Here is a 20,338-nt window from a genome sequence, read left to right as displayed (position 1 = left end):
CCTCAGGGGACCAGTCGCTCAAGTGCCGTGACATCGGCCCGGGCCAGCGCGCCCGTAGCACGGGAAATCAGTTCCACCGGCCAATGCCACCACTGCAACGCCAGCAGCCGGGCGATGGTCGCATCGTCAAAACGCATGCGTATGACACGGCCGGGATTGCCAGCAACCACGGCATAATCGGGCACCTGTCCGCCCACCACCGCACCTGCGCCGATGATGACGCCGCTGCCAATCCGCGCACCGGGCAGGATGGTGGCGCCGTCCCCGATCCAGACGTCATGGCCGATCAGCGTATCCGGCAAGCCGCTGATCTGATCGATGTAATCGCCCACCCGCCCGTGATCGAAAATCGCAAAGGGATAGGTCGAGATACCGGCCATCGGATGATTGGCCGAGGCGGTGATGATCCGCACCCGGTCGGCAAACTGCCCGAAGCGCCCGATCACCAGCCGCTCGGGCGCGCCGGCATAGGTATAGGGCGCCAGCCGTGCAGCCCAATCCTCGGGTGGCTCGAACGCACTGGCATAGGTGTAATCGCCGATCTCGATATTCGGATGGTCGATCACCCTGTTCAGATGCACAAGCCCCCGGTTCAGGGTGCCGTCCGGAAAGCGCATGGGATGGGCTGAAGCCGCGTCAAGGAAAGCAGTCGTCATGGGAATCCTCTTAAATCCGTCCGTGAAAGGTCAGATCTGCGAGTTATCCATGACACCATTCCCCTGTGTTGCGGCGGTGACCATAGCCGGATTTCACCGCCAAGGCAACCTCAGGCGCTGCGTTACAAATGCCGGGTCTCGGGGGCCGGGTTCCACCAATTGTCATGCGCCCCGTCCGCGTAAAAGACCGGGGCGGCGATCAGTTCGGCCTCGGGAACGTCGTCCAGCGCGTTGACGCAGACCATGACGAAACGCCCGCCAAGCTCCTCCATCTGGCCTTCGGTCCACAGCCGCGTGCCGCAGCGTGAACAAAACAGGTGATGCATGTTCATGCCATCATCCTGGCGGCGAGGGGTTTCGGCCAGCAGTTCGGCGCCGTGAGTGAGGCGGAACTGTTCGGGATCGGGCAGGCGCATCTCCCAATAGCGCATCTTGCGGCAAAAGCTGCAGTTGCAGCGCATGGTGCCTTGGGACAGGTCGCCCTCGGCCTCAAAGCGGATGGCGCCGCAAAAGCATGATCCGTGATAGGTGGTCATGCCGGTTCTCCGTGATGGACGGCCTCGATATTATTGCCATCGGGGTCAAGCACGAAGGCCGCGTAATAGCCCGGATGATAATCCGGCCGCAGCCCCGGAGCGCCGTTGTCGCGCCCGCCCGCCGCCAGCGCGGCAGCATGAAAGGCATCAACGGTCGCGCGATCCGGCGCGCTCAGGGCGACATGGGTGGCGGCAACGGCCGCCCTGCCACTGCCGATCCAGAAGAACGGCTTGCCCTCCCGGCCATAGCCCAGATGCGCGCCGTGGCCGCCGGTCATTTCTTCGGTCACCTCCATCACCAGGCCAATGCCCAAACTCGCCAGCGCCCGGTCGTAAAAGGTGCGTGCGCGGTTCAGATCCAAGACGGGAAATCCAATATGGTCGATCATGCGAAATCTCCTTTCCCGGTCATCATCGCCCTGCCCTGCTGACAGTTCGTGTCAGGAAAGCTTTTCGGCAAAGAAATCCAGCGTCCGCTGCCAGGCAAGTTCCGCCGCCGCCTCGTCATAGCGCGGGGTGGTGTCGTTATGAAAACCGTGCTGGGTGCCGGGATAGAAAAACGCCTGATATTCCTTGCCATTTTCTTTCAGCGCCGCCTCGTATGCCGGCCAGCCCGCGTTCACATTCTGGTCGGTTTCAGCGTAATGCAGCATCAGCGGCGCCTGAATCTGCGCGACTTCCTCGGGGCGGGGTTGGCGACCGTAAAAGGGCACCGAAGCGGCCAGTTCGGAATAGGCCACCGCCAGCGCGTTGCATACCCCGCCGCCATAACAAAATCCGACCGCGCCGACCTTGCCGGTGGAATCGGGATGGTCGCGGAGAAACTCGTAGGCCGCGAAAAAATCCTCCATGAGCTTGGCCGGGTCCAGACTGGCCTGCATCTCGCGGCCCTGCTCGTCATTGCCGGGATAACCGCCCAGCGGGCTAAGCCCGTCCGGCCCAAAGGCCAGATAGCCGGCTTTGCCAAGCCGGCGCACCACATCCTCGATATAGGGATTGAGGCCGCGATTCTCATGCACCACCAGAACGGCAGGCAGCTTGCCCCCTGCCCCTCCGGCCGGCTGCGCCATCAAGCCGCTTATCCGACCGTTGCCCTGCGGGCTGTCATAGCTGGCGGTCTGCGTGGCAATGGCAGGGTCATCGGCCGGCACCTGCTGAGCCAGCGCGTAATTCGGCCTTAAAGCCTCAAAAATCGCGGCGGCACTCATGCCCGCAGTGGCGAATTGCGCCGCCTGCACCATGAAGTCGCGCTTGCTGATCCGGCCATGCACATAGCCGTCAAAAATTTCCAGGATGCGGGGGTGAAACTCGGAAGCCTTCCTGCGTTCGGTCATGATCGTGCCCTCCTATGATGCCCAAAGCTAACACAGACCAAGGGGCCAGCCTTTCAAAACGCTGTCAAAAGTCAAAGGCCGCCCATTTTGGGCGGCCTTTTGTCGTCATGATATCCGCTTGGGATCACCCGACGAGTTTCGCGGCACGTGGCACAGGCGGGGCGCGAGGCCGCCGCCCGGCACGCAGATCACTTCAGCATCTTCGACACCGCCCGCGTGGCGCGTCTCGCGACCCTTCCGTGATCCCGACAGATCACTTCAGGATCTTCGACACGACGCCCGCGCCGACCGTGCGGCCGCCTTCGCGGATCGCGAAGCGGAGCTTCTCTTCCATCGCGATCGGAGCAATCAGCTCGACCTCGAACTTCAGGTTGTCGCCAGGCATCACCATCTCGGTGCCTTCCGGCAGCTTCACCGTCCCGGTCACGTCCGTCGTGCGGAAGTAGAACTGCGGACGATAGTTCGCGAAGAACGGCGTGTGACGGCCACCCTCTTCCTTGGTCAGGATATAGGCCTCCGCCTCGAAGGTCGTGTGCGGCGTCACCGAACCCGGCTTCGCCAGAACCTGACCGCGCTCGACGCCGTCACGGTCCACGCCGCGCAGCAGCGCGCCGATGTTGTCGCCCGCTTCCCCGCGATCCAGCAGCTTGCGGAACATCTCGACACCCGTGCAGATCGTCTTCTTGGTGTCGCGGATGCCGATGATCTCAAGCTCGTCGCCCACGTTCACCGCGCCACGCTCGACACGGCCGGTCACGACCGTGCCGCGGCCCGAGATCGAGAACACGTCCTCGATCGGCATCAGGAACGGCAGGTCCACGGCGCGCTCCGGCGTCGGGATGTATTCGTCGACGGCGGCGATCAGCGCGCGGACCGAATCCTCGCCGATCTCCTTGTCGCGACCTTCCAGAGCCGCAAGCGCCGAGCCCTTGATGATCGGAATGTCGTCGCCGGGGTAGTCATAGGACGAAAGCAGCTCGCGCACTTCCATCTCGACCAGTTCCAGAAGCTCGGCGTCGTCCACCTGGTCGACCTTGTTCAGGTACACCACCATGTAGGGGATGCCGACCTGACGGCCCAGCAGGATGTGTTCGCGCGTCTGCGGCATCGGGCCGTCGGCCGCGTTCACCACCAGAATCGCGCCGTCCATTTGCGCGGCGCCCGTGATCATGTTCTTCACGTAGTCGGCGTGGCCGGGGCAGTCGACGTGCGCGTAGTGACGGTTGTCCGATTCGTATTCAACATGCGCGGTCGAGATCGTGATCCCCCGGGCACGCTCTTCAGGAGCGCCGTCGATCTGGTCGTAGGCCTTGAAATCACCGAAGTATTTCGTGATCGCGGCAGTCAACGTCGTCTTGCCGTGGTCAACGTGACCAATCGTTCCGATGTTGACGTGCGGTTTCGTACGTTCAAACTTTGCCTTTGCCATCATGGCCTCCTATCGGGGGGGCCACCCGCGCGACAGCCCCCGTCGTGAAAACATCCGCCGCGACTTATAATCGCGGTGGGGAAAAATCAAGGGCGCCATGGCCTTCGCCTTGGGTCGTGTGGCCGTGGAACCGACACCGGGGCGAAGCGTTGGAAACCCGCAGTCAAGACCGGCCGGCCCAGCGGCCCGACAATGCTTTCGGAGGAACGAGATGAGCCTGATGAAATCCCTCGCTAAGGTCGCGGCCGGCGTCATGTTGGCCAAGGGGATCGGAACCATGATGAAAAACAACCAGACCCGCCAAAGCGGCGGGGAGGGGCGCGGTTCGGGCGGGCTGCTGGACGAGCTGTTCGGCAACAATACCGCACAGGCCGGCGAACGCCGCAGCGGGTCTGGCGGGCTGGGCGACATGCTTGGCCAGGTGCTGGGCGGACGCACGGGGGGCGGGACGGCCTATGGTGGTCCGAATTCGCCCAGAACCGCCGGAACGGCGCAAGGCGGGCTTGGTGGAATACTGGATCAACTGACCGGCGGGAAAGGCGGCGCCGCGGCTGGCGGCATTTTGGGCGGCGCTGCTGCCGGAAGCCTTGGTGGTATGTTGGGCGATCTGTTGGGCGGGCGGGGCGGTCAGCCCCATGAAGGCCTTGCGCAAAAAGGCTCGCAGCCGCAAAACGACGCCAGCTTCGGCGAGCTGTTCAACGAGGCTCTGGCCAGCGAGGGCGAACTTTCGACCGCCCCTACCCCGGAACAGAATGCGCTTGCCGGGCTGATGTTGAAGGCGATGATCCATGCCGCGAAGTCGGATGGCGAAATCGACGAGGGCGAAAAGGCCAAGCTGATGGCCAAGCTGGGCGATCTCGACGACGACGAACGGACCTTTATCCGCGAACAGATGGCCGCCCCGGTGGATGCCGCCGCGCTGGCCCGCGAGGTGCCGCAGGGTTTCGGCCCGCAGGTCTATCTGATGTCGCTGATGGCGATCGAGTTCGACAACCGCAAAGAGGCCGAATACCTGCACACGCTGGCGCAAGGTCTTGGACTCGATAAGGAGACCGTGAATGGAATCCATCAGAAGGTCGGGGTCATCAACCTTTATGCCTGATCGAACAGGCCCAATTGGCGCGGCGGCTCATCCTGCCGCGCCTCTTCCAGTCCCGACAGCGTGATGCCCAATAACCGGACCCCGTGCGGATCGGCAAAGACGGGGGTCAGCAGTTCGCAGGCCATCTCCAGCATCTCGTCGCGACCGCCCACGAAACGCGACAGGGATCGCGCCCGGGTAATCTGTCGGAAATCGCCGTATTTCACTTTCAAGGTCACCGTCCGCCCCCGACGTGCGGACCCCGTCGCATGGCGCCAGACCTTGTCGGCCAGCACCGCCAGCGCCTCATGCGCCGCCTTGATGTCGCGCAGGTCCTCGAAATACGTATTCTCGGCGCCGATGCTTTTGCGGATGCGGTTCGGCTTGACCTCGCGCATGTCGATACCGCGAGAGATGTGCCAGTAATAGGCGCCCGACTTGCCGAAACGCACGGTCAGGAACTCCAGGCTCTGCCGGGCAAGGTCGGCCCCGGTCAGGATGCCATGCGCCTCCATCCGCGCGGCGGTCGCCGGGCCGATGCCATGAAAACGGCCGATGGGCAGGCCTTGCACGAATTCCATCCCCGCCTCGGGCGGGATCACGAACAGCCCGTCAGGCTTGCGCTGGTCCGAGGCCAGTTTTGCCAGGAACTTGTTATAGCTGACCCCGGCCGAGGCGGTCAGCCCCGTCGCCTCGTGGATGCGCGCCCGGATCTCTTTGGCGATGCGCGTGGCGGTGCTGCCCTGCAGATAGTCGGTCAGGTCCAGATAGGCCTCGTCCAGCGACAGCGGCTCGACCAGCGGCGTATATTCGGCAAATATCGCGCGGATCTGCTGGCTGACGGCACGATAGACGTCAAAGCGCGGTTTCACAAAGATCAGGTCCGGGCACAGCCGCATGGCCCGCATCGAGGGCATGGCCGATCGCACGCCAAAGCGCCGCGCCTCATAGCTGGCCGCCGCCACCACACCGCGCTGAATGCCGCCCACGGCGACAGGCTTGCCACGCAGGTCCGGATTGTCGCGCTGCTCGACCGAGGCAAAGAAGGCGTCCATATCCACATGCACGATGCGGCGGACCCGCTCCTCGGTCGACCCAGAGGTCATGGCAGGATGCGGGCATCCCCCGCCGAAAGGCCGTCGCCCATCCGGTCAAAGCGCATATACGCGATGGCGCGGGCGCCGGACTGGGTGAAAAGCGTACCGGCCTCGCGCCCATCCGCCATCAGGATCGGCGTGCCCAGGGGTGCCGCACCTTCGATGCCCACGGTGACGAGGCCCTTGCGCAATTCGGTCTTGTGTTTCATCCGCGCCGTGACCTCTTGCCCCACATAACAGCCCTTGCGGAAATCGACGCCATGCAGGCGCTCGAACCCGGCTTCAAGGATAAAGGTCTCGTTCGGGATCAGTTCGATCATGCTTTCGGGGATGCAATGCTCGACCCGGATGGCGTCCCAGTCGGTACCGTCGTCACCGGACGCCCCGTAAAGCCGCCAGCCAAGCGCCGGATGCCGGGGGTCGATGATCGCGCCACCGGGTGCAGGTCCGGTGCCGCGCGCCACGGCTATGTCGGTCGGCTCCAGCGTCACTTTGGAGCGCAGTTTGTACATCGACAGCCGCCGCGTCAGGTCATCCGCCAGCCGGGCGTCCACGTCGATCAACAGCCGCTCACCATCCGGCACGATCAGGAAATCGGCCAGATATTTGCCCTGCGGCGTCAGCAGCGCAGCCCAACAGGGGGCCGGTCCGACCTTGTTCGTCACCAGCCCTTGCAGGAACTCGACCCGATCCTCGCCCGAAACCGCCAGAATTCGCCACATCACTGATCTCCGAATTGCAATCTGACCAGCGCGGCATAAGCACCGCCCCGTGCCATAAGCTGGTCGTGGCTGCCCTCTTCGACAACCCTTCCCGCTTCAACCACGACGATCTTGTCGGCCTGCCGCACGGTCGAAAGCCGATGCGCGATGACCAGCGTTGTGCGCCCGGCCGACAGTTCGTCCAGCGCCTGCTGCACCAGCCGCTCGCTTTGGGCATCCAACGCCGAGGTCGCCTCGTCCAGCAGCAGGATCGGCGCATTGCGCAGCACCGCGCGGGCAATCGCTACGCGCTGGCGCTGACCACCCGACAGCGCCGATCCGCGCGGCCCGGCCGGCGTGTCCAGCCCCATGGGCAACACATCGGTGAAATCGGCAACATGGGCGGCGACGATGGCGCGGCGCAGCGCCTCGTCGTCCTGCTGGCGACCCAGCAGGATATTTTCGCGCAAGGTCTCGTCGAACAGCGCCGCGTCCTGACTGACGGTCGAGAACTGGTCGCGCAGCATGCCCAGATCGAATTCTCGCAACGGAACCCCGCCCAACGTAATCTGTCCAGATTCGGGATCAACAAGCCTCGTCAAAAGATTGAAAACCGTTGACTTCCCTGCCCCCGAGGGCCCGACCAGCGCCGTGGTCCGTCCCGCCTCGGCGGTAAAGCTCAGCCCATTCAGCACCGCATTGTTGTCATAGGACAGGCGAACGTCCTGAAAGCGGATCGTGGTATCGGGGGGCGGTTCGCGCCGCGGACCCGAGGCGATAGTAGGCTGCATGTCCAGCACGCCATAGATGCGTTCCAGACTCGCAGCCGCGATCTGCCATGTTCCGGTCAGCGCACCCAGCCGGCGCAACGGCTGGAAGGCCAGCGCCATGGCGGTGAAAAACGACATGAAATCGCCGACCGTGCGCTCGCCCCGCGTGACTTCGGCCCCGCCAAGCGCCAGCACACCGACAAAGCCCAAACCTGTGACGACATCGACCAGCGCCGGCACCGTGGCGCCGATGCCGGACATCTTGACTTCGGCCTTGCGGATGCGGGTAACTATCTGCTCGAAACGGCTGGTCTGATAATCCTCCATTCGGTTCAGCTTGACCGCGTTGATGCCGTGCAGCACCTCATCCAGCCGGGTGGCGCGCTGGCTGGCGTTGACGCGGTTCTGCCGCATCTTGCGCCGGATATATCGTTGCACGACCAGCGTGGGCAGGATCAGCAACGGTGCGCCGACCAGCGCCGCCATCGTCCACCACGGATCGACGGCCAACGCCACGCCGAACAACGACAGCAGCGAAACCATGTCCCGCCCCGCACCCGAGATGAAGGTGGACCAAACCCCTTGCACGGCGATGGAATCGCCCTGCACCCGCTCGATCAACGCACCGGGCGCGTTCTGCTGAAAAAAGCTGCTGTCCAGCACCATGATATGGCGCAGCATGTCGGTCTGCATCGTGGTCGAGACCGCAAGCGAAACCGAGGTCATCAGGCTGCGGTTGATCACGAAAGTCGTGGCGCGGATCAGGAACAGCGCAAAGATCACACCACCGACCCACCAGATCGCATCGGTATCGCCGCCCACGAAAACCCGATCGAACAATGGCTTCAGCATCCAGCTGAGCATGCCCAGCGTCGAACCCTCGATGATCAGGAACAGCAACGCCAGCAGGATGCGCGCCCAATAGGGGTTCAGATAGTCTCGCCACATGCGGGCGAACAGATTGGCCGTCTTGTTGAGTCTGTCCGCCATCATGTCCCCGGAATTCGGTTCGGTCCCAAGGGATAAGCCGCAAGCCGTCCCGGAGCAACCCGCTGCCGCATCCCGATCAGTCTTGCACGAGGGCGGCGCTTTCGGCGGCGGGCGGAGAAAATTGCTTGTCATGTATCTTTCCGACGGCGGCATCCCGCCGATCGGATCGGTTTCTTGCCATAAGCAGGCAAGCCTGCCGGTCGCTACGGAATTTCGAATCGCGTGCCGTCAGACGAAAATCGGCTTGCCCACTGGCGCTGCCGTGCTTTGCATATTCATGTAACGGCAGAGCAACCCTGCCTCGTTTCGTTATGCACATAGAAATATCACGCGCGACAAAACACCACCGTGTTGCAGCTTTTCGGCAATGATAAAGGCTCGGCAGAGGTGTCGCTGAATAGTTGACAATTTTACCTTGGTGATTGATACGAACCCGAACCGCGGCCAAAGGGTCGGCGGCGTGCAACTCTTATGTGCCGCGCCCAGCAAGATGCGGACTGACCGAATGCCGGAACTATAAGGATCGCCATGACCCAGATGTCGCTGCCGCGCTACCGCGCGGGGACCGCCGTTGCATTGACCTGCCTGCTGTTTGCCGCACCCCTTTCGGCGCAGGAAACCACGGGCGGTCAACCCAGCACTGCGCCCGAGGTCCAGACCCAGCCGGCCAGCCCCGCCGCCGAAACCCCGGCGGCGCAAACCGACGCGCCTGAAGCCGCGACACCCGGTTCAGCGGCACCGGCAACACCCGCACCCACGACCGCGCCGGAGACCACCACAGCGCCTGAAACAACCGATCCGGCAACTTCGGCGCCCGAAACCACGACGACCGCGCCGGAAACCGCCGCAGCAACCACCGCCCCAACCGCGGATGCACCTTCGGCAGATATTCCTGTAGCAGACGCTCCGGCCGGCACCGCCCCGACAACCGAAGTACCCGCCGAAACAACTGCCGAGACCCCGGCCGCGCAAATGCCCGCGTCGCCCGAAACCCCTGCCCCGGCAACGCCTGAACCCGAAGCAGCCGAACCCATCGGTTCGGGCATCCTGCCGCAGATGGTGCAGGACGTGCTGGCGCCGGTCCTGACCCCTCCGCCCGCGCGCGATCCCAACCTGCCCCACGACTTGTCCCCCATGGGCATGTTCTGGGCCGCCGACTGGGTAGTTAAGGGGGTGATGCTCGGCCTGGCCTTCGCCTCGGTCGTGACCTGGACGGTTCTGGTCGCCAAGGTGCTGGAACTGATGGGCGCGATGCGGCGCGCGCAATCCGGCATCCGCCGCATCGAATGTGCCTCGAACCTGCCCTCGGCGCTGGCATCGGCCGGCAGCCGCCGCGACCCGGTCTCTCGGATGATCCGCGCCGCCGCCACGGAATACGACCGCTCGGCCCCCGCACTGGACCAAGCCGGCGACTCTGGCGTCAAAGAGCGCGTCGATTCGCATCTGGACCGCATCGAGGCCGTCGCTGGCCGTCGCATGAGCCGGGGCACGGGCGTTCTGGCCACCATCGGTTCGACCGCGCCCTTCGTTGGCCTGTTCGGGACCGTCTGGGGGATTATGAACAGCTTTATCGGCATTTCGCAGGCACAGACCACCAACCTTGCCGTCGTGGCGCCGGGCATCGCCGAGGCACTGCTGGCCACCGCGGTCGGCCTTATCGCCGCCATCCCTGCCGTGGTGATCTATAACGTCTTTGCCCGCGCCATCACCGGCTACCGTCTGCGGCTGGCCGAGGCCGCCGCAGGGGTCAAGCGCCTTGTCAGCCGCGATCTGGACTTCCGCGGCACCATTTCGCGCACGGAGGTCTGAACCATGGCTGGCGGCATCCGTGAAACCCAAGGCGACGATCTGGTCGAAAACCACGAGATCAACGTCACTCCGTTTATCGACGTGATGCTGGTGCTGCTGATCATCTTCATGGTGGCAGCACCGCTGGCCACGGTGGATGTCAACGTCGACCTGCCAGTGTCCAACGCAACGCCGGCACAGCGCCCCGACCAACCGGTCTACATTACGGTCAAGCCCGACCTGACGCTTGCCATCGGCAACGAAGATGTGATCCCCGGCGATCTCGGCGCGGCACTGGCAACGGCCACGGATAACAACCGCGAAGAGCGCATCTTTTTGCGCGCCGACAAGGACGTATCCTATGGCGACCTGATGGGCGTCATGAACACCCTGCGCGAAACCGGTTATCTGAAGATCGCCTTGGTGGGCCTGGAGACGACGGGGGCCGGCGATGTCTCGGCCGCAGCACCCGCGACCGACATCGCGCCGGCAGCGGTCCCGACCGGCCCGACCCCAACAAACGGAGCAAGCACGCCATGAGTTGGAAAGGTTCCTCGACCCTGGGCGATAGCGCTTTATGGGGCACTGCGGCGGCGGTGGCCCTGGTCGCGCATATGGGCGGTGCGCTGTGGATCATGCAACGCGCCGAGGCCGCAGCGCCCCCCGGCCTGCCCGATCCGGTCTTTGTCGAGCTAGCGCCGATGCCCGAAGCAGCCGCGCCACCGGACGAAGCCGAAGCACCCGAATTGACCGAAGCCGCGCCGGAACCAGAGCCGGAACCAGAGCCCGAGCCGGAACCCGAACCGGAGCCGGAAGTCGCCATGCCGCCGCTGGAGGAACTTGAGCCGCTGGCCGACATGAACTCGCTGTTCCCGCCGCCACCGGATGCCGTGGTGCTGCAAAAATCCGAACGCCCCCCGGAACGGCCCGAACCAGAGCCCGAGCCCGAACCGAAGGTGGTTGAAAAGCGGCACGAGCCGAAAAAGCGCGAGAGAAAAGAGCGCGCCCCCGAGGAGCAACCCGCCCGTCAGGCCACAACCCAGATCCGCGCCCCGCAATCGGACCGCACCGCCGCACCGCAGGGCCAAGTCGGCAGCCCCAGCCCCCGGCAGGTGGCAAGCTGGCAGTCCAAGGTGCAGGCCGCAGTTGCACGCCACATGCAACGCACGCGGTTTTCCGGACGTGGTGGCTCCATGACCGTAACCGTGCGTTTCAGCATCGATCCCAGCGGCCGCGTGGCGGGGGCAACGCTGGCAAACTCGACCGGGGACCCCAAGATCGACATGGCACTGAACAACCAGGCCTCGCGCATGCCTCGCCTGCCGGCACCGCCCTCGGGCAAGACCACCTCTATGGTCCTGCCGGTCAAGATCCTTTTGCGCTGATCCTACGCCGCGCCGGGACTTCGGGACACCCATCCGGCACGGAACGCGGGATCGGCTCGACGCCCAGCATCGGGGCAAGGTCACGCACCATCCCGGCCAAGGCCCGCGCATCCGCCGCCACCTCGGCATTGCGGCGCCAGACCACCGCCAGATCGCGCGAAGGGGTCGGCTCGGCAAAAGGCACGATGCGCAGCCGCCCATCGCGGTTCTCATCCGCCAGCGCCAGCTTGGGGATCAGGGTCATCCCCATGCCGCTGGCAACCATCCGCATCAACGTCGCCATCGACGCCGCTTCAAGGTTCAGCTTGCGGCGCAGACTGCGCATGCCGCAGACCTCCAGCGCCTGATCGCGCAGGCAGTGGCCGTCGGCCAGTAGCAACAGACGCTCGGCTTCGATGCTTTCAGGACGGGCGGGCCCGGACAGAAAGGTGGTGTCGTCGCCCGACAGTGCGATCAGAAAGGGATCCCGCAGCACCCGCTCGGCCTCGATCCCGGCCTGCTCGCCCAAGGAAGCCATGATCCCGGCATCAAAGCGATGGCTGAGAACCCCGGACACCAGATCGTCGGTCGCAACCTCGTGCAATTCCAGATCCAGCGCCGGATGGATGGCGCGCAAGGCCGGCACCAGATGCGGAATCAGATAGGGCGCGACCGTCGGAATGATCGCCAGCCGCAGCCGTCCCGACAGAGGGGAGCGCCCGGCCCGCGCCAGCGCGTCCAGCCGTTTGGCCGTGTCCATCAGCTCTTGCGCCACAGGCAAAAGTCGCTCGCCCAATGCGGTCAGCCGCACCGGGCCGGCACCGGCCCCGCGTTCGAACAGCACCCCGCCCAGCCGCGCCTCTAGCTGGGCGATCTGGCTGGACAGGCCCGGCTGCGAAACATGCACAACCTCGGCCGCGCGGCCAAAGTTGCCCAGCCGGGCGACGGCAAGGAAATAAGTGATCTGGCGTAATGTGAAATTCATAATCTCAGATTATCGCAAAGGACGAAAAACACAACTTTCCATTGTGAAATGCGCCTTTCGGTCGCAGACCGAAACCAGCGGCGGTCTAAACGGGCAGGCGCTGGACCAGCAGCTTGTCGATGCGGCGGTCGTCCATGTCCACGACCTCGATACGCCAGCCTTTCCAGTCCACCCGATCACCCGCCTGCGGTAACCGGCCGGCAAGATCCAGCACCAGCCCGGCGACCGTTGAATAATCCCGATCATCGTCCAGCGGGGCCGAAAGCCGGTCGGCGAATTCATCGACCGGCATCCAGCCGGCGACCAGCAGGCTGCCGTCCTCGCGCACGACCACCTTCGGCTCATCATCCACGAGACCGACGAATTCGCCGGTGATCGCCTCCAGCACGTCCATCGGCGTCACCACGCCTTCGAAATGGCCGTATTCGTCATAGACCAGCAGCATCTGTCCGGGTGCACTGCGAAGCCGGCTGATCACCTCTGGCGCGTCCATCGTTTCGGGAATGATCGGTGCGGGGTGCATCACCTCGCGCAGGTCCACCGCCTCGGCCCGGCTTTGCGACATCAGGTCCACGCTGGCGATCACGCCGATCAGGTTGTTCGGATCGCCGTCGCTGACCGGCAGGCGGGTGCGGCGGCTGTCGCGGAACTTGCGCGCCATCTCGTCCCAGCTATCGGCCACATCGACCGCCTCGATCTCGCGCCGGGGCGTCATCAGGCCGCGGGCACTGCGGTCGGCAATGCGCATGACGCCGGCGATCATCTCGGTCTCGGCGCGGTGCATGACCCCGGCCGTCTCGGCCTCCGAGATGACCAGCTTGATCTCTTCATCGCTGATCAATTGCCGGTCCTGACCCGATTGCCCCAGCGCGGCCAGCACCAGCTTGCCAGAACGGTCGAGCAGCCAGACCAGCGGAGCCGCACCCCGCGAAATGGCCCGCATCAAGGGCGCAACCCGCGTCGCAACCCGCTCTGGCGCCTTCAGCGCCAGTTGCTTGGGCACCAACTCGCCCACGATCAGCGACAGATAGGTGATGGCCACGACCACGCCACCCATGCCCAAAGGTTGCGCCAGCGAGGGCGGCACCCCCCAGCCCGGCAGCGCCGCCGCCAGACGCGCGCCCAGCGTCGCGCCGGAAAACGCACCGGACAGCACGCCCACCAGCGTGATCCCGATCTGGACCGAGGACAGGAACCGCCCCGGATCGTCAGCCAGTTTCAGCGCCGTGACAGCCCCCCGGTCGCCGCGCTCGGCCAGCACTTTCAACCGCGCCGGACGGGCCGAGACGATTGCCAGTTCGGACATGGCCAAAAGACCATTCACCAAGGTCAGGACAAGGACGACAAGGATTTCGATCCACATCAAAGGGACTCGCTAGGGTCAGGGAAATTTGGGAAAGCAGCGCGGCGCAGCAGGCTGCGTCCGTCGGAAGGGTCGTCGATCATACGCTCGTCGGCGCTCCGGCTGTGTCATGCCCCAGTATATCGCCTGAGGCTGCCGTGGCAATCTCCGAAGGAAAAATCGACGCTCGCCCCGAACGCTGACCGCCGTATTCCCGCATTTGAAAAAATTTATCGGTTGTTTTGCAGGCTGTTATGGAAATCTTCCCTCCTCAGGCATAGCGTGACAGGAATCACACAACGAAATCCGGGGGACAGATGAAAGACAGCGCGGGGGAAACGTCCGAAAAAATCGCCTTTGTCCTTCAAGGCGGCGGCGCGCTGGGGGCCTTTCAGGCCGGCGCGTATGAGGCACTTTGTCGCGCACGGCAGGAACCGGATTGGCTGGCGGGAATCTCGATCGGGTCGATCAACGCAGCACTTATCGCCGGCAACCGCCCCGCCGACCGACTCGCCGCGCTGCGCCGCTTTTGGGAGGGGGTGACAGGCGCCCCCTGGCTTATGGGGTCATGTTTCGATGGCGGGCCGCTTTACGAGCAGATGCGTTCTGTCTGCAACGAAAGCCGCGCCGCCATGAGCACGATGCTGGGTGCGCCCGGCTTTTTCCGGCCGCGCGTCCCCGACCTGTTTTCATTCCTGCCGGGGCTGATGCGGCAAACCAGTTGGTACGACACCACGCCACTACGCAACACGCTGCTAGGGCTGATCGACTTCGACTATCTCAACGACCACGGGCCAAGGCTTTCTGTCGGCGCGGTGGACGTCGAAACCGGCAATTTCACCTGCTTCGACAGTCTGGAAATGCGCATCACCGTCGATCACATCATGGCCTCGGGCGCGCTGCCACCGGGCTTTCCAGCAGTCGAGATCGAAGGGCGGCAATATTGGGATGGTGGGCTGGTCTCCAACTCGCCCTTGCAATTCGTGCTGGCGGTCCCCAGCCAGCAGCCTCTTTGCATCTATCAGGTGGACCTTTATCCGTCGCGCGACATCCTGCCCCGCACCATGGCCGAGGTGGAACAGCGCGAACGCGAAATCCGCTTTTCCAGCCGAACCCGGCTGAATACTGATGAATTCCGCATCCGCCACGCGCTGGCCAGCGCCGCGCGCCGGCTGCACGCACGCCTGCCGGCCGAGTTTCGCAACGACCCCGACCTGGCCAGGCTGATCGATTCCGGTCCCACCCATCCGGTCAGCCTGATGCACTTGATCTATCGTCATGCCGATTACGAAAGCGCGTCCAAGGATTATGAATTCTCACGCCTGTCGATGCTGGACCATTGGCGCGACGGGCTGCAAGACGCCGAACGATCCCTGAACGATCCGCGCTGGACCGGGCGGCAGGTGCCCGAAGACGGGCTGATGATCTTTGACATCAACGACCCGCATCGGCAGCAGGCAAACGCGGTCTGAAATCCGGAACCGCGCAGAACAACTGGGGCCCAGCCCCTGCTGGATGGGCTTGGACAGACGGTCGCGTAAGCCGGCGGCCGCCTGAAATGCATGGACGCCTTAGAAAATATTGCGTTCGTGATAGGTGCGCAGGAAGCCCTGGATCCGCGCATCCTCGGGGTGGTGCAGGATACGGTCGGGGGTATCCACGCCCACCAGTTCACCCTTTTCCATGAAAGCGACCTGATCGGCGACATGGGCGGCAAAACCCATCTCATGCGTGACCACGACCATGGTCATGCCTTCGCTGGCCAGCGCCTTCATCACGTTCAGCACCTCGCCCACCAGTTCAGGATCAAGGGCAGAGGTCGGTTCGTCGAACAGCATCAGCCGCGGTTCCATGGCGATGGCCCGGGCGATGGCGACGCGCTGCTGCTGGCCGCCCGACAGGCGCGAAGGGTGGTTGGCCATCTTGTCGGCCAACCCAACCTTGGTCAGCGCCTCGACCGCACGGCTGTCGGCCTCGGGCTTGGACAGGCCGCGTACGCGGATCAACCCTTCGGCCACGTTTTCCCGGGCCGTCATGTGCGGCCACAGGTTGAACTGCTGGAACACCATGCCGATGCTGCGCCGCATCTCGCGCAGCTTGCGTCCCGACATCTTCTTGCCGGGCGTCTCATAGCCGATGAGTTGCCCGTCGATGCGGATCTCGCCGGAATCGTATTCCTCGAGAAAGTTGATGCAGCGCAAAAGCGTGGACTTGCCCGAGCCGGAGGGCCCGATCAGGCAGGTCACCTTGCCCGGCGGGATCGCCAGATCCACGTCCTTCAACGCATGAAAGGGGCCGTAGTACTTGTTGACCTTGCGAATATCGACGGCGGAAGCCTGCATCGGCTCAGCTCCTTTCGATCAGGTGTTTGGTGATGCGCGTCTCAAGCCGGCGGCCGACGCGCGATATGGTCTCGACCAGTGCCCAGAAGAACAGCGCCAGCACCAGATTGGCCTCCAGATAGCGGAAGGTCTCGGTGGACATGCGGCTGACCTGGTACATCAGTTCCGGCACGGTGATGATGGACAGGATCACCGTTTCCTTGGTCAGGATGATCGAGAAGTTGACCAGCGCGGGCAGCGACGAAACCAAGCCCAAGGGCAGCAGGATGCGGCGCACGATGGTGGGTTCGGCCATGCCGATGGCGCGGGCAGCTTCGATCTGGCCATGCGGCACCGCACGAAAGCCCGAGCGGAAGATCTCGGCGAAATAGGGGCTGCCATAGATGGTCAGGCCCAAAAGCCCCGCCGGCAGCGCGTCCAGCCTTAGCCCGATCAGCGGTCCGCCATAGTAAAGCACGAACAGTTGCACCAGAAAGGGCGTGCCGCGGATGATCTCGATATAGGCTTGGACGATCCAGCCCAGCCAGCGCGGCCCGTAACGCTGGATCAGCGCGATCACCAGACCCAGCGCCATGCCAAAGATTGTGCCCAAAATCCAGCACAGCACGGTGATGCCAAAGCCCCTCAGCAGGGCGGGGCCGTATTGCTCGATGATGCTCCATTCCATCAGACGGCCGTCCTGTGTTCAAGATAGCGCCCCAGCGCCGCAAGGCAGAGGTTGATCGCAAGATAGATGCAGGCGGCTGCGATATAGACTTCCAGCGGGCGGAAGGTGGTCGCGGCCTGCGCCTGACTGGCGCGGGTCAGTTCAAGAATGCCCACGACCGAGACCAGAGAGCTGGCTTTCACCAGCAAGATCAGCTCGTTGACCAGCGCCGGCAGCGACATGGTAAAGGCTTGCGGCAGGATCACCCGGGTCCAGACGTGGCGTGGGGTCATGCCGATGGCAACGGCGGCCTCGGCCTGCCCCCGGGGCAGTGCGGCAATCGCCCCGCGCCAGATTTCCGAGATATAGGCGCTGGCGCAGATGCCCACCGTGACGACCGCCGCAACGATGGCGGGCACGTTGATGCCGATGACCGGCAGCGTGTAATAGAACACCAAAAGCTGCACCAGCAGTGGAACGCCACGCAGGAAGCTGACCCAGATCGCGCCAAAGGCGCGCAGGGGCGCATAAGGCGACATGCGCGCGGCACAAATCAGCGTGCCGATCACCAGCCCCAGCCCAATGCCCAGAACCGAGATCAGAAGCGTATAACGCGCCGCCCAGAACAGCGGTTCGAAACTTTGTAGGAAGACCGGGATTGAGAACATGCACGCCTCGCCTTGGCCCTTGGGGAACGGGCGGGAAAGATCCCGCCCGCCAGCGATTTAGTTGGCCGGGACTTCGCGCGGCAGTTCGGTATAGCTGCCCAGCCATTTTTCTTGGATGGCCTGAACGCGACCGTCATCGGTCATCTTCAGCAGCGCATCGTTGATCGCTTGGGCAAAGCTGTCACTGTCGGCATCCTTGCGCAGCACCCAGGCGAAATAGGTCGGCTCACCGAATTGGGCCGGCTCGAAGAGCGCGAAGGTTTCGGGACGGTTCTTCACCAGATAGGTCAGGTTCGGCAGCGAGCCCGCCACCGCATCCAGACGGCCGGCCGCCAGATCGGCATAGGCTTCGTCGGTGGTGCCGTATTCCTTGACGTTCACGCCGCCCAGGCTTTCACCATAGGCTTGAAGCTGGCGGAACTGCGCGGTCCCTTGCTGCACGCCGACGGTCTTGCCCTTGATATCCTCGGGCTTGTTCAGATCGGCATTCGCCGCCGCCTTGACCAGCGAGACGGTGGCATCGGCGATCGGCAGGGTGAAGGTGTAACGCTCCAGCCGCTCGGGGGTGACGGTCACCGGCGCGATCACGATGTCGAACTTCTTGACCTCAAGGCCCGGCAGTTCGGCGGTCCAGGGAATGTCCTGATAAAGCGGCTCGACCCCGATTTCCTTGCTGACTTCGTCGAACAGGTCCTTGGTCATGCCCTCATAGGTGCCGTTGTTCAGCATGTCGAAGGGGGCATAGTGCATGTCGGTCGCGGTAACGATCTTGCCGGCCGCCTTGACGTCGGCGAGTTGATCGGCCGAAGCCGCCGAACCCAGCGCAAGCGCGGACAACCCGAACAGGGCGGCCTTGAGAGTGGTCTGGAAAGTCATGTCTTTTCTCCTAGTTGGACAGTGATGGGCGCGGCCACGGAGCGTTGCGCGATCCACGCCCCTTGGATCAGAGAATCCCGGGCAGATTCAACCCGTGCTCCTGCGCGCAGTCCAGTGCGATCTTATAGCCCGCGTCAGCATGGCGCATGACACCGGTTGCCGGATCGTTCCACAGGACACGGGCAAGACGCGCATCGGCCTCCTCGGACCCGTCACAGCAGATAACCATGCCGGAATGCTGCGAAAAGCCCATGCCCACACCGCCGCCATGGTGCAGCGACACCCAGGTCGCACCCGAGGCGGTGTTGAGCAGCGCGTTCAGCAACGGCCAGTCGGAAACGGCGTCCGATCCGTCCTGCATTGCCTCGGTCTCGCGGTTGGGGCTTGCGACCGAACCCGAATCGAGGTGGTCGCGGCCGATGACGATGGGCGCCTTCAGCTCGCCATTGCGCACCATCTCGTTGAAGGCAAGGCCCAGCTTGTGACGAAGGCCCAGCCCGACCCAGCAGATCCGCGCCGGCAGACCCTGGAAACTGATACGCTCGCGCGCCATGTCCAGCCAGTTGTGCAGATGCGGATCGTTGACGATCTCTTTCACCTTCTGGTCGGTCTTGTAGATATCCTCCGGGTCGCCCGACAGCGCCGCCCAACGGAAGGGACCGATGCCGCGGCAGAAAAGCGGGCGGATATAGGCCGGAACGAAGCCGGGGAAGGCAAAGGCGTCTTCAAGCCCCTCTTCCAGCGCCATCTGGCGGATGTTGTTGCCGTAATCGACCGTCGGCACGCCGTCATTATAATAGGCGACCATGGCTTCGACCTGCTTGCGCATGGAGGCGCGGGCAGCTTTCTCGACGGCTTTCGGATCGGTTTCCTGACGCGCACGCCATTCCGCAACCGTCCAGCCAATCGGCAGATAGCCGTGGACCGGGTCATGGGCCGAGGTCTGGTCGGTGACGATATCGGGACGCACGCCGCGCTTGTAAAGCTCGGGGAAGACCTCGGCGGCATTGCCGATCAGCGCGACCGATTTCACTTCGCCATTCTTGGTCCAGCGGTCGATCATCGCCAGCGCCTCGTCCAGCGAATGGGTCTTTTCATCGACATAACGCGTGCGGATGCGGAAATCGGCGCGGGTCTCGTCGCATTCAACGGCAAGGCAGCAGGCGCCGGCCATGACCGCCGCCAACGGCTGCGCGCCGCCCATGCCGCCAAGACCGCCGGTCAGAACCCATTTGCCCGTGAGGTCGCCGTTATAGTGCTGACGGCCCGCCTCGACAAAGGTTTCATAAGTGCCCTGAACGATGCCCTGAGCGCCGATATAGATCCACGAACCGGCGGTCATCTGGCCATACATCGCCAGACCCTTCTTATCCAATTCGTTGAAATGGTCCCAGTTCGCCCAATGCGGCACGAGGTTCGAGTTGGCGATCAGCACGCGGGGTGCGTCCTTATGGGTCTTGAAGACGCCCACCGGCTTGCCCGATTGCACCAGCAGGGTTTCGTCCGCTTCCAGCTTCTTGAGGCTGTCGACGATCAGGTCGAAATCCTTCCAGGTCCGCGCGGCGCGGCCGATACCGCCATAGACCACCAGCTCATGCGGGTTCTCGGCCACATCGGGATGCAGGTTGTTCATCAGCATCCGCATCGGTGCCTCGGTCAGCCAGCTTTTCGCGGTGATCTCGGTGCCGGTCGGCGGATAGATGTCGCGGGTATTGTGACGGGGATTGTCCATG

Annotated in this window: 20 protein-coding genes; 5 read left to right on the top strand and 15 right to left on the bottom strand. The window is 63.9% G+C overall.

The genetic code is table 11. From position 1 onward, the window contains the following. Positions 1 to 2: 2 nt before the first annotated feature. From JWJ88_RS02715 to tuf, 5 genes are all read right to left on the bottom strand, one after another. Positions 3 to 656: a CatB-related O-acetyltransferase gene (locus JWJ88_RS02715; RefSeq protein ID WP_205294589.1), complete on the bottom strand. Its 654-nt coding sequence runs from the start codon at positions 654 to 656 to the stop codon at positions 3 to 5. Positions 657 to 778: 122 nt separating this feature from the next. After that, positions 779 to 1,192 carry a GFA family protein gene (locus JWJ88_RS02710; RefSeq protein ID WP_205294588.1) on the bottom strand — a complete coding sequence of 138 codons (414 nt, stop codon included), beginning with the start codon at positions 1,190 to 1,192 and terminating at the stop codon, positions 779 to 781. Then, entirely contained in the window at positions 1,189 to 1,581 is a 393-nt protein-coding gene (locus JWJ88_RS02705; protein ID WP_205294587.1) for a VOC family protein, read from the bottom strand. Before JWJ88_RS02705 ends, JWJ88_RS02710 begins: the two co-directional genes overlap by 4 nt. A gap of 51 nt (positions 1,582 to 1,632) precedes the next feature. Continuing rightward, positions 1,633 to 2,526 carry a YghX family hydrolase gene (yghX, locus tag JWJ88_RS02700; protein WP_205294586.1) on the bottom strand — a complete coding sequence of 298 codons (894 nt, stop codon included), beginning with the start codon at positions 2,524 to 2,526 and terminating at the stop codon, positions 1,633 to 1,635. A 253-nt stretch (positions 2,527 to 2,779) separates the two neighbouring features. Next, on the bottom strand, positions 2,780 to 3,955 hold the full coding sequence (tuf, locus tag JWJ88_RS02695; RefSeq protein ID WP_205294585.1) for an elongation factor Tu: 1,176 nt from the start codon (positions 3,953 to 3,955) through the stop codon (positions 2,780 to 2,782). A 220-nt stretch (positions 3,956 to 4,175) separates the two neighbouring features. Between tuf and JWJ88_RS02690 the strand changes: the two genes are divergently transcribed. Continuing rightward, a complete protein-coding gene (locus JWJ88_RS02690) occupies positions 4,176 to 5,057 on the top strand; it encodes a DUF533 domain-containing protein (RefSeq protein WP_240200179.1) in 882 nt (293 codons plus the stop codon). Here JWJ88_RS02690 and dinB read toward each other — a convergent pair. From dinB to JWJ88_RS02675, 3 genes are read right to left on the bottom strand one after another with little or no spacing between them, the layout of a single operon-like run. Continuing rightward, the gene (dinB, locus tag JWJ88_RS02685) at positions 5,048 to 6,142 is read right to left on the bottom strand and encodes a DNA polymerase IV (RefSeq protein ID WP_205294583.1); all 1,095 of its coding nucleotides are present in this window, start codon (positions 6,140 to 6,142) and stop codon (positions 5,048 to 5,050) included. The genes JWJ88_RS02690 and dinB overlap by 10 nt on opposite strands. Further along, positions 6,139 to 6,855 (bottom strand): CAF17-like 4Fe-4S cluster assembly/insertion protein YgfZ, encoded by a 717-nt coding sequence (gene ygfZ, locus JWJ88_RS02680; RefSeq protein ID WP_205294582.1) that lies wholly within the window; start codon positions 6,853 to 6,855, stop codon positions 6,139 to 6,141. Before ygfZ ends, dinB begins: the two co-directional genes overlap by 4 nt. Next, the gene (locus tag JWJ88_RS02675) at positions 6,855 to 8,594 is read right to left on the bottom strand and encodes an ABC transporter ATP-binding protein (protein WP_205294581.1); all 1,740 of its coding nucleotides are present in this window, start codon (positions 8,592 to 8,594) and stop codon (positions 6,855 to 6,857) included. Before JWJ88_RS02675 ends, ygfZ begins: the two co-directional genes overlap by 1 nt. A 528-nt stretch (positions 8,595 to 9,122) precedes the next feature. Between JWJ88_RS02675 and exbB the strand changes: the two genes are divergently transcribed. Genes exbB through JWJ88_RS02660 form a run of 3 tightly spaced genes read left to right on the top strand, consistent with a single transcriptional unit; the run spans position 9,123 to position 11,767 of the window. Continuing rightward, the gene (exbB, locus tag JWJ88_RS02670; protein ID WP_205294580.1) at positions 9,123 to 10,403 is read left to right on the top strand and encodes a tonB-system energizer ExbB; all 1,281 of its coding nucleotides are present in this window, start codon (positions 9,123 to 9,125) and stop codon (positions 10,401 to 10,403) included. A 3-nt stretch (positions 10,404 to 10,406) separates the two neighbouring features. Further along, on the top strand, positions 10,407 to 10,922 hold the full coding sequence (gene exbD / locus JWJ88_RS02665) for a TonB system transport protein ExbD (protein WP_205294579.1): 516 nt from the start codon (positions 10,407 to 10,409) through the stop codon (positions 10,920 to 10,922). Then, the gene (locus JWJ88_RS02660) at positions 10,919 to 11,767 is read left to right on the top strand and encodes an energy transducer TonB family protein (protein WP_205294578.1); all 849 of its coding nucleotides are present in this window, start codon (positions 10,919 to 10,921) and stop codon (positions 11,765 to 11,767) included. The genes exbD and JWJ88_RS02660 overlap by 4 nt, the downstream gene beginning before the upstream one ends. Here the strand turns inward: JWJ88_RS02660 and JWJ88_RS02655 are convergent. Together JWJ88_RS02655 and JWJ88_RS02650 are read right to left on the bottom strand one after the other, a co-directional pair. Then, entirely contained in the window at positions 11,748 to 12,731 is a 984-nt protein-coding gene (locus JWJ88_RS02655; RefSeq protein WP_205294577.1) for a hydrogen peroxide-inducible genes activator, read from the bottom strand. The two genes, JWJ88_RS02660 and JWJ88_RS02655, sit on opposite strands and share 20 nt — an antisense overlap. Before the next feature lie 85 nt (positions 12,732 to 12,816). Next, positions 12,817 to 14,094 carry a hemolysin family protein gene (locus JWJ88_RS02650; RefSeq protein ID WP_205294576.1) on the bottom strand — a complete coding sequence of 426 codons (1,278 nt, stop codon included), beginning with the start codon at positions 14,092 to 14,094 and terminating at the stop codon, positions 12,817 to 12,819. A 296-nt stretch (positions 14,095 to 14,390) separates the two neighbouring features. Between JWJ88_RS02650 and JWJ88_RS02645 the strand changes: the two genes are divergently transcribed. After that, positions 14,391 to 15,545: a DUF3734 domain-containing protein gene (locus JWJ88_RS02645; protein ID WP_205294575.1), complete on the top strand. Its 1,155-nt coding sequence runs from the start codon at positions 14,391 to 14,393 to the stop codon at positions 15,543 to 15,545. Between the two features lie 99 nt (positions 15,546 to 15,644). Here the strand turns inward: JWJ88_RS02645 and JWJ88_RS02640 are convergent, their stop codons facing one another. The 5 genes from JWJ88_RS02640 to hutU all read right to left on the bottom strand — a co-directional run bounded on the left by JWJ88_RS02640 (position 15,645) and on the right by hutU (position 20,337). Continuing rightward, entirely contained in the window at positions 15,645 to 16,415 is a 771-nt protein-coding gene (locus JWJ88_RS02640) for an amino acid ABC transporter ATP-binding protein (RefSeq protein ID WP_205294574.1), read from the bottom strand. Positions 16,416 to 16,419: 4 nt separating this feature from the next. Then, positions 16,420 to 17,082, bottom strand: a complete 663-nt coding sequence (locus tag JWJ88_RS02635) for an amino acid ABC transporter permease (protein WP_205294573.1) — start codon at positions 17,080 to 17,082, stop codon at positions 16,420 to 16,422. Continuing rightward, positions 17,082 to 17,729, bottom strand: coding sequence for an amino acid ABC transporter permease (locus tag JWJ88_RS02630; protein ID WP_205294572.1), 648 nt, complete (start codon positions 17,727 to 17,729; stop codon positions 17,082 to 17,084). The genes JWJ88_RS02635 and JWJ88_RS02630 overlap by 1 nt, the downstream gene beginning before the upstream one ends. Positions 17,730 to 17,786: 57 nt before the next feature. Then, positions 17,787 to 18,605: a transporter substrate-binding domain-containing protein gene (locus JWJ88_RS02625; protein WP_205294571.1), complete on the bottom strand. Its 819-nt coding sequence runs from the start codon at positions 18,603 to 18,605 to the stop codon at positions 17,787 to 17,789. A gap of 67 nt (positions 18,606 to 18,672) precedes the next feature. Next, positions 18,673 to 20,337, bottom strand: a complete 1,665-nt coding sequence (gene hutU / locus JWJ88_RS02620) for a urocanate hydratase (protein WP_205294570.1) — start codon at positions 20,335 to 20,337, stop codon at positions 18,673 to 18,675. Between the last annotated feature and the right edge of the window lies 1 nt (position 20,338).

This window comes from Paracoccus methylovorus (assembly GCF_016919705.1).
GTDB classification, from domain to species: Bacteria; Pseudomonadota; Alphaproteobacteria; order Rhodobacterales; family Rhodobacteraceae; genus Paracoccus; species Paracoccus methylovorus.
This window is presented reverse-complemented; position numbering and strand designations above follow the sequence as displayed.

Bases quoted from the DNA above. Each gene is read 5' to 3' on its own strand.
- JWJ88_RS02715 (WP_205294589.1), bottom strand. From the start codon at position 656: ATGACGACTGCTTTCCTTGACGCGGCTTCAGCCCATCCCATGCGCTTT.
- JWJ88_RS02710 (WP_205294588.1), bottom strand. From the start codon at position 1,192: ATGACCACCTATCACGGATCATGCTTTTGCGGCGCCATCCGCTTTGAG.
- JWJ88_RS02705 (WP_205294587.1), bottom strand. From the start codon at position 1,581: ATGATCGACCATATTGGATTTCCCGTCTTGGATCTGAACCGCGCACGC.
- yghX (WP_205294586.1), bottom strand. From the start codon at position 2,526: ATGACCGAACGCAGGAAGGCTTCCGAGTTTCACCCCCGCATCCTGGAA.
- tuf (WP_205294585.1), bottom strand. From the start codon at position 3,955: ATGGCAAAGGCAAAGTTTGAACGTACGAAACCGCACGTCAACATCGGA.
- JWJ88_RS02690 (WP_240200179.1), top strand. From the start codon at position 4,176: ATGAAATCCCTCGCTAAGGTCGCGGCCGGCGTCATGTTGGCCAAGGGG.
- dinB (WP_205294583.1), bottom strand. From the start codon at position 6,142: ATGACCTCTGGGTCGACCGAGGAGCGGGTCCGCCGCATCGTGCATGTG.
- ygfZ (WP_205294582.1), bottom strand. From the start codon at position 6,855: ATGTGGCGAATTCTGGCGGTTTCGGGCGAGGATCGGGTCGAGTTCCTG.
- JWJ88_RS02675 (WP_205294581.1), bottom strand. From the start codon at position 8,594: ATGGCGGACAGACTCAACAAGACGGCCAATCTGTTCGCCCGCATGTGG.
- exbB (WP_205294580.1), top strand. From the start codon at position 9,123: ATGACCCAGATGTCGCTGCCGCGCTACCGCGCGGGGACCGCCGTTGCA.
- exbD (WP_205294579.1), top strand. From the start codon at position 10,407: ATGGCTGGCGGCATCCGTGAAACCCAAGGCGACGATCTGGTCGAAAAC.
- JWJ88_RS02660 (WP_205294578.1), top strand. From the start codon at position 10,919: ATGAGTTGGAAAGGTTCCTCGACCCTGGGCGATAGCGCTTTATGGGGC.
- JWJ88_RS02655 (WP_205294577.1), bottom strand. From the start codon at position 12,731: ATGAATTTCACATTACGCCAGATCACTTATTTCCTTGCCGTCGCCCGG.
- JWJ88_RS02650 (WP_205294576.1), bottom strand. From the start codon at position 14,094: ATGTGGATCGAAATCCTTGTCGTCCTTGTCCTGACCTTGGTGAATGGT.
- JWJ88_RS02645 (WP_205294575.1), top strand. From the start codon at position 14,391: ATGAAAGACAGCGCGGGGGAAACGTCCGAAAAAATCGCCTTTGTCCTT.
- JWJ88_RS02640 (WP_205294574.1), bottom strand. From the start codon at position 16,415: ATGCAGGCTTCCGCCGTCGATATTCGCAAGGTCAACAAGTACTACGGC.
- JWJ88_RS02635 (WP_205294573.1), bottom strand. From the start codon at position 17,082: ATGGAATGGAGCATCATCGAGCAATACGGCCCCGCCCTGCTGAGGGGC.
- JWJ88_RS02630 (WP_205294572.1), bottom strand. From the start codon at position 17,729: ATGTTCTCAATCCCGGTCTTCCTACAAAGTTTCGAACCGCTGTTCTGG.
- JWJ88_RS02625 (WP_205294571.1), bottom strand. From the start codon at position 18,605: ATGACTTTCCAGACCACTCTCAAGGCCGCCCTGTTCGGGTTGTCCGCG.
- hutU (WP_205294570.1), bottom strand. From the start codon at position 20,337: ATGGACAATCCCCGTCACAATACCCGCGACATCTATCCGCCGACCGGC.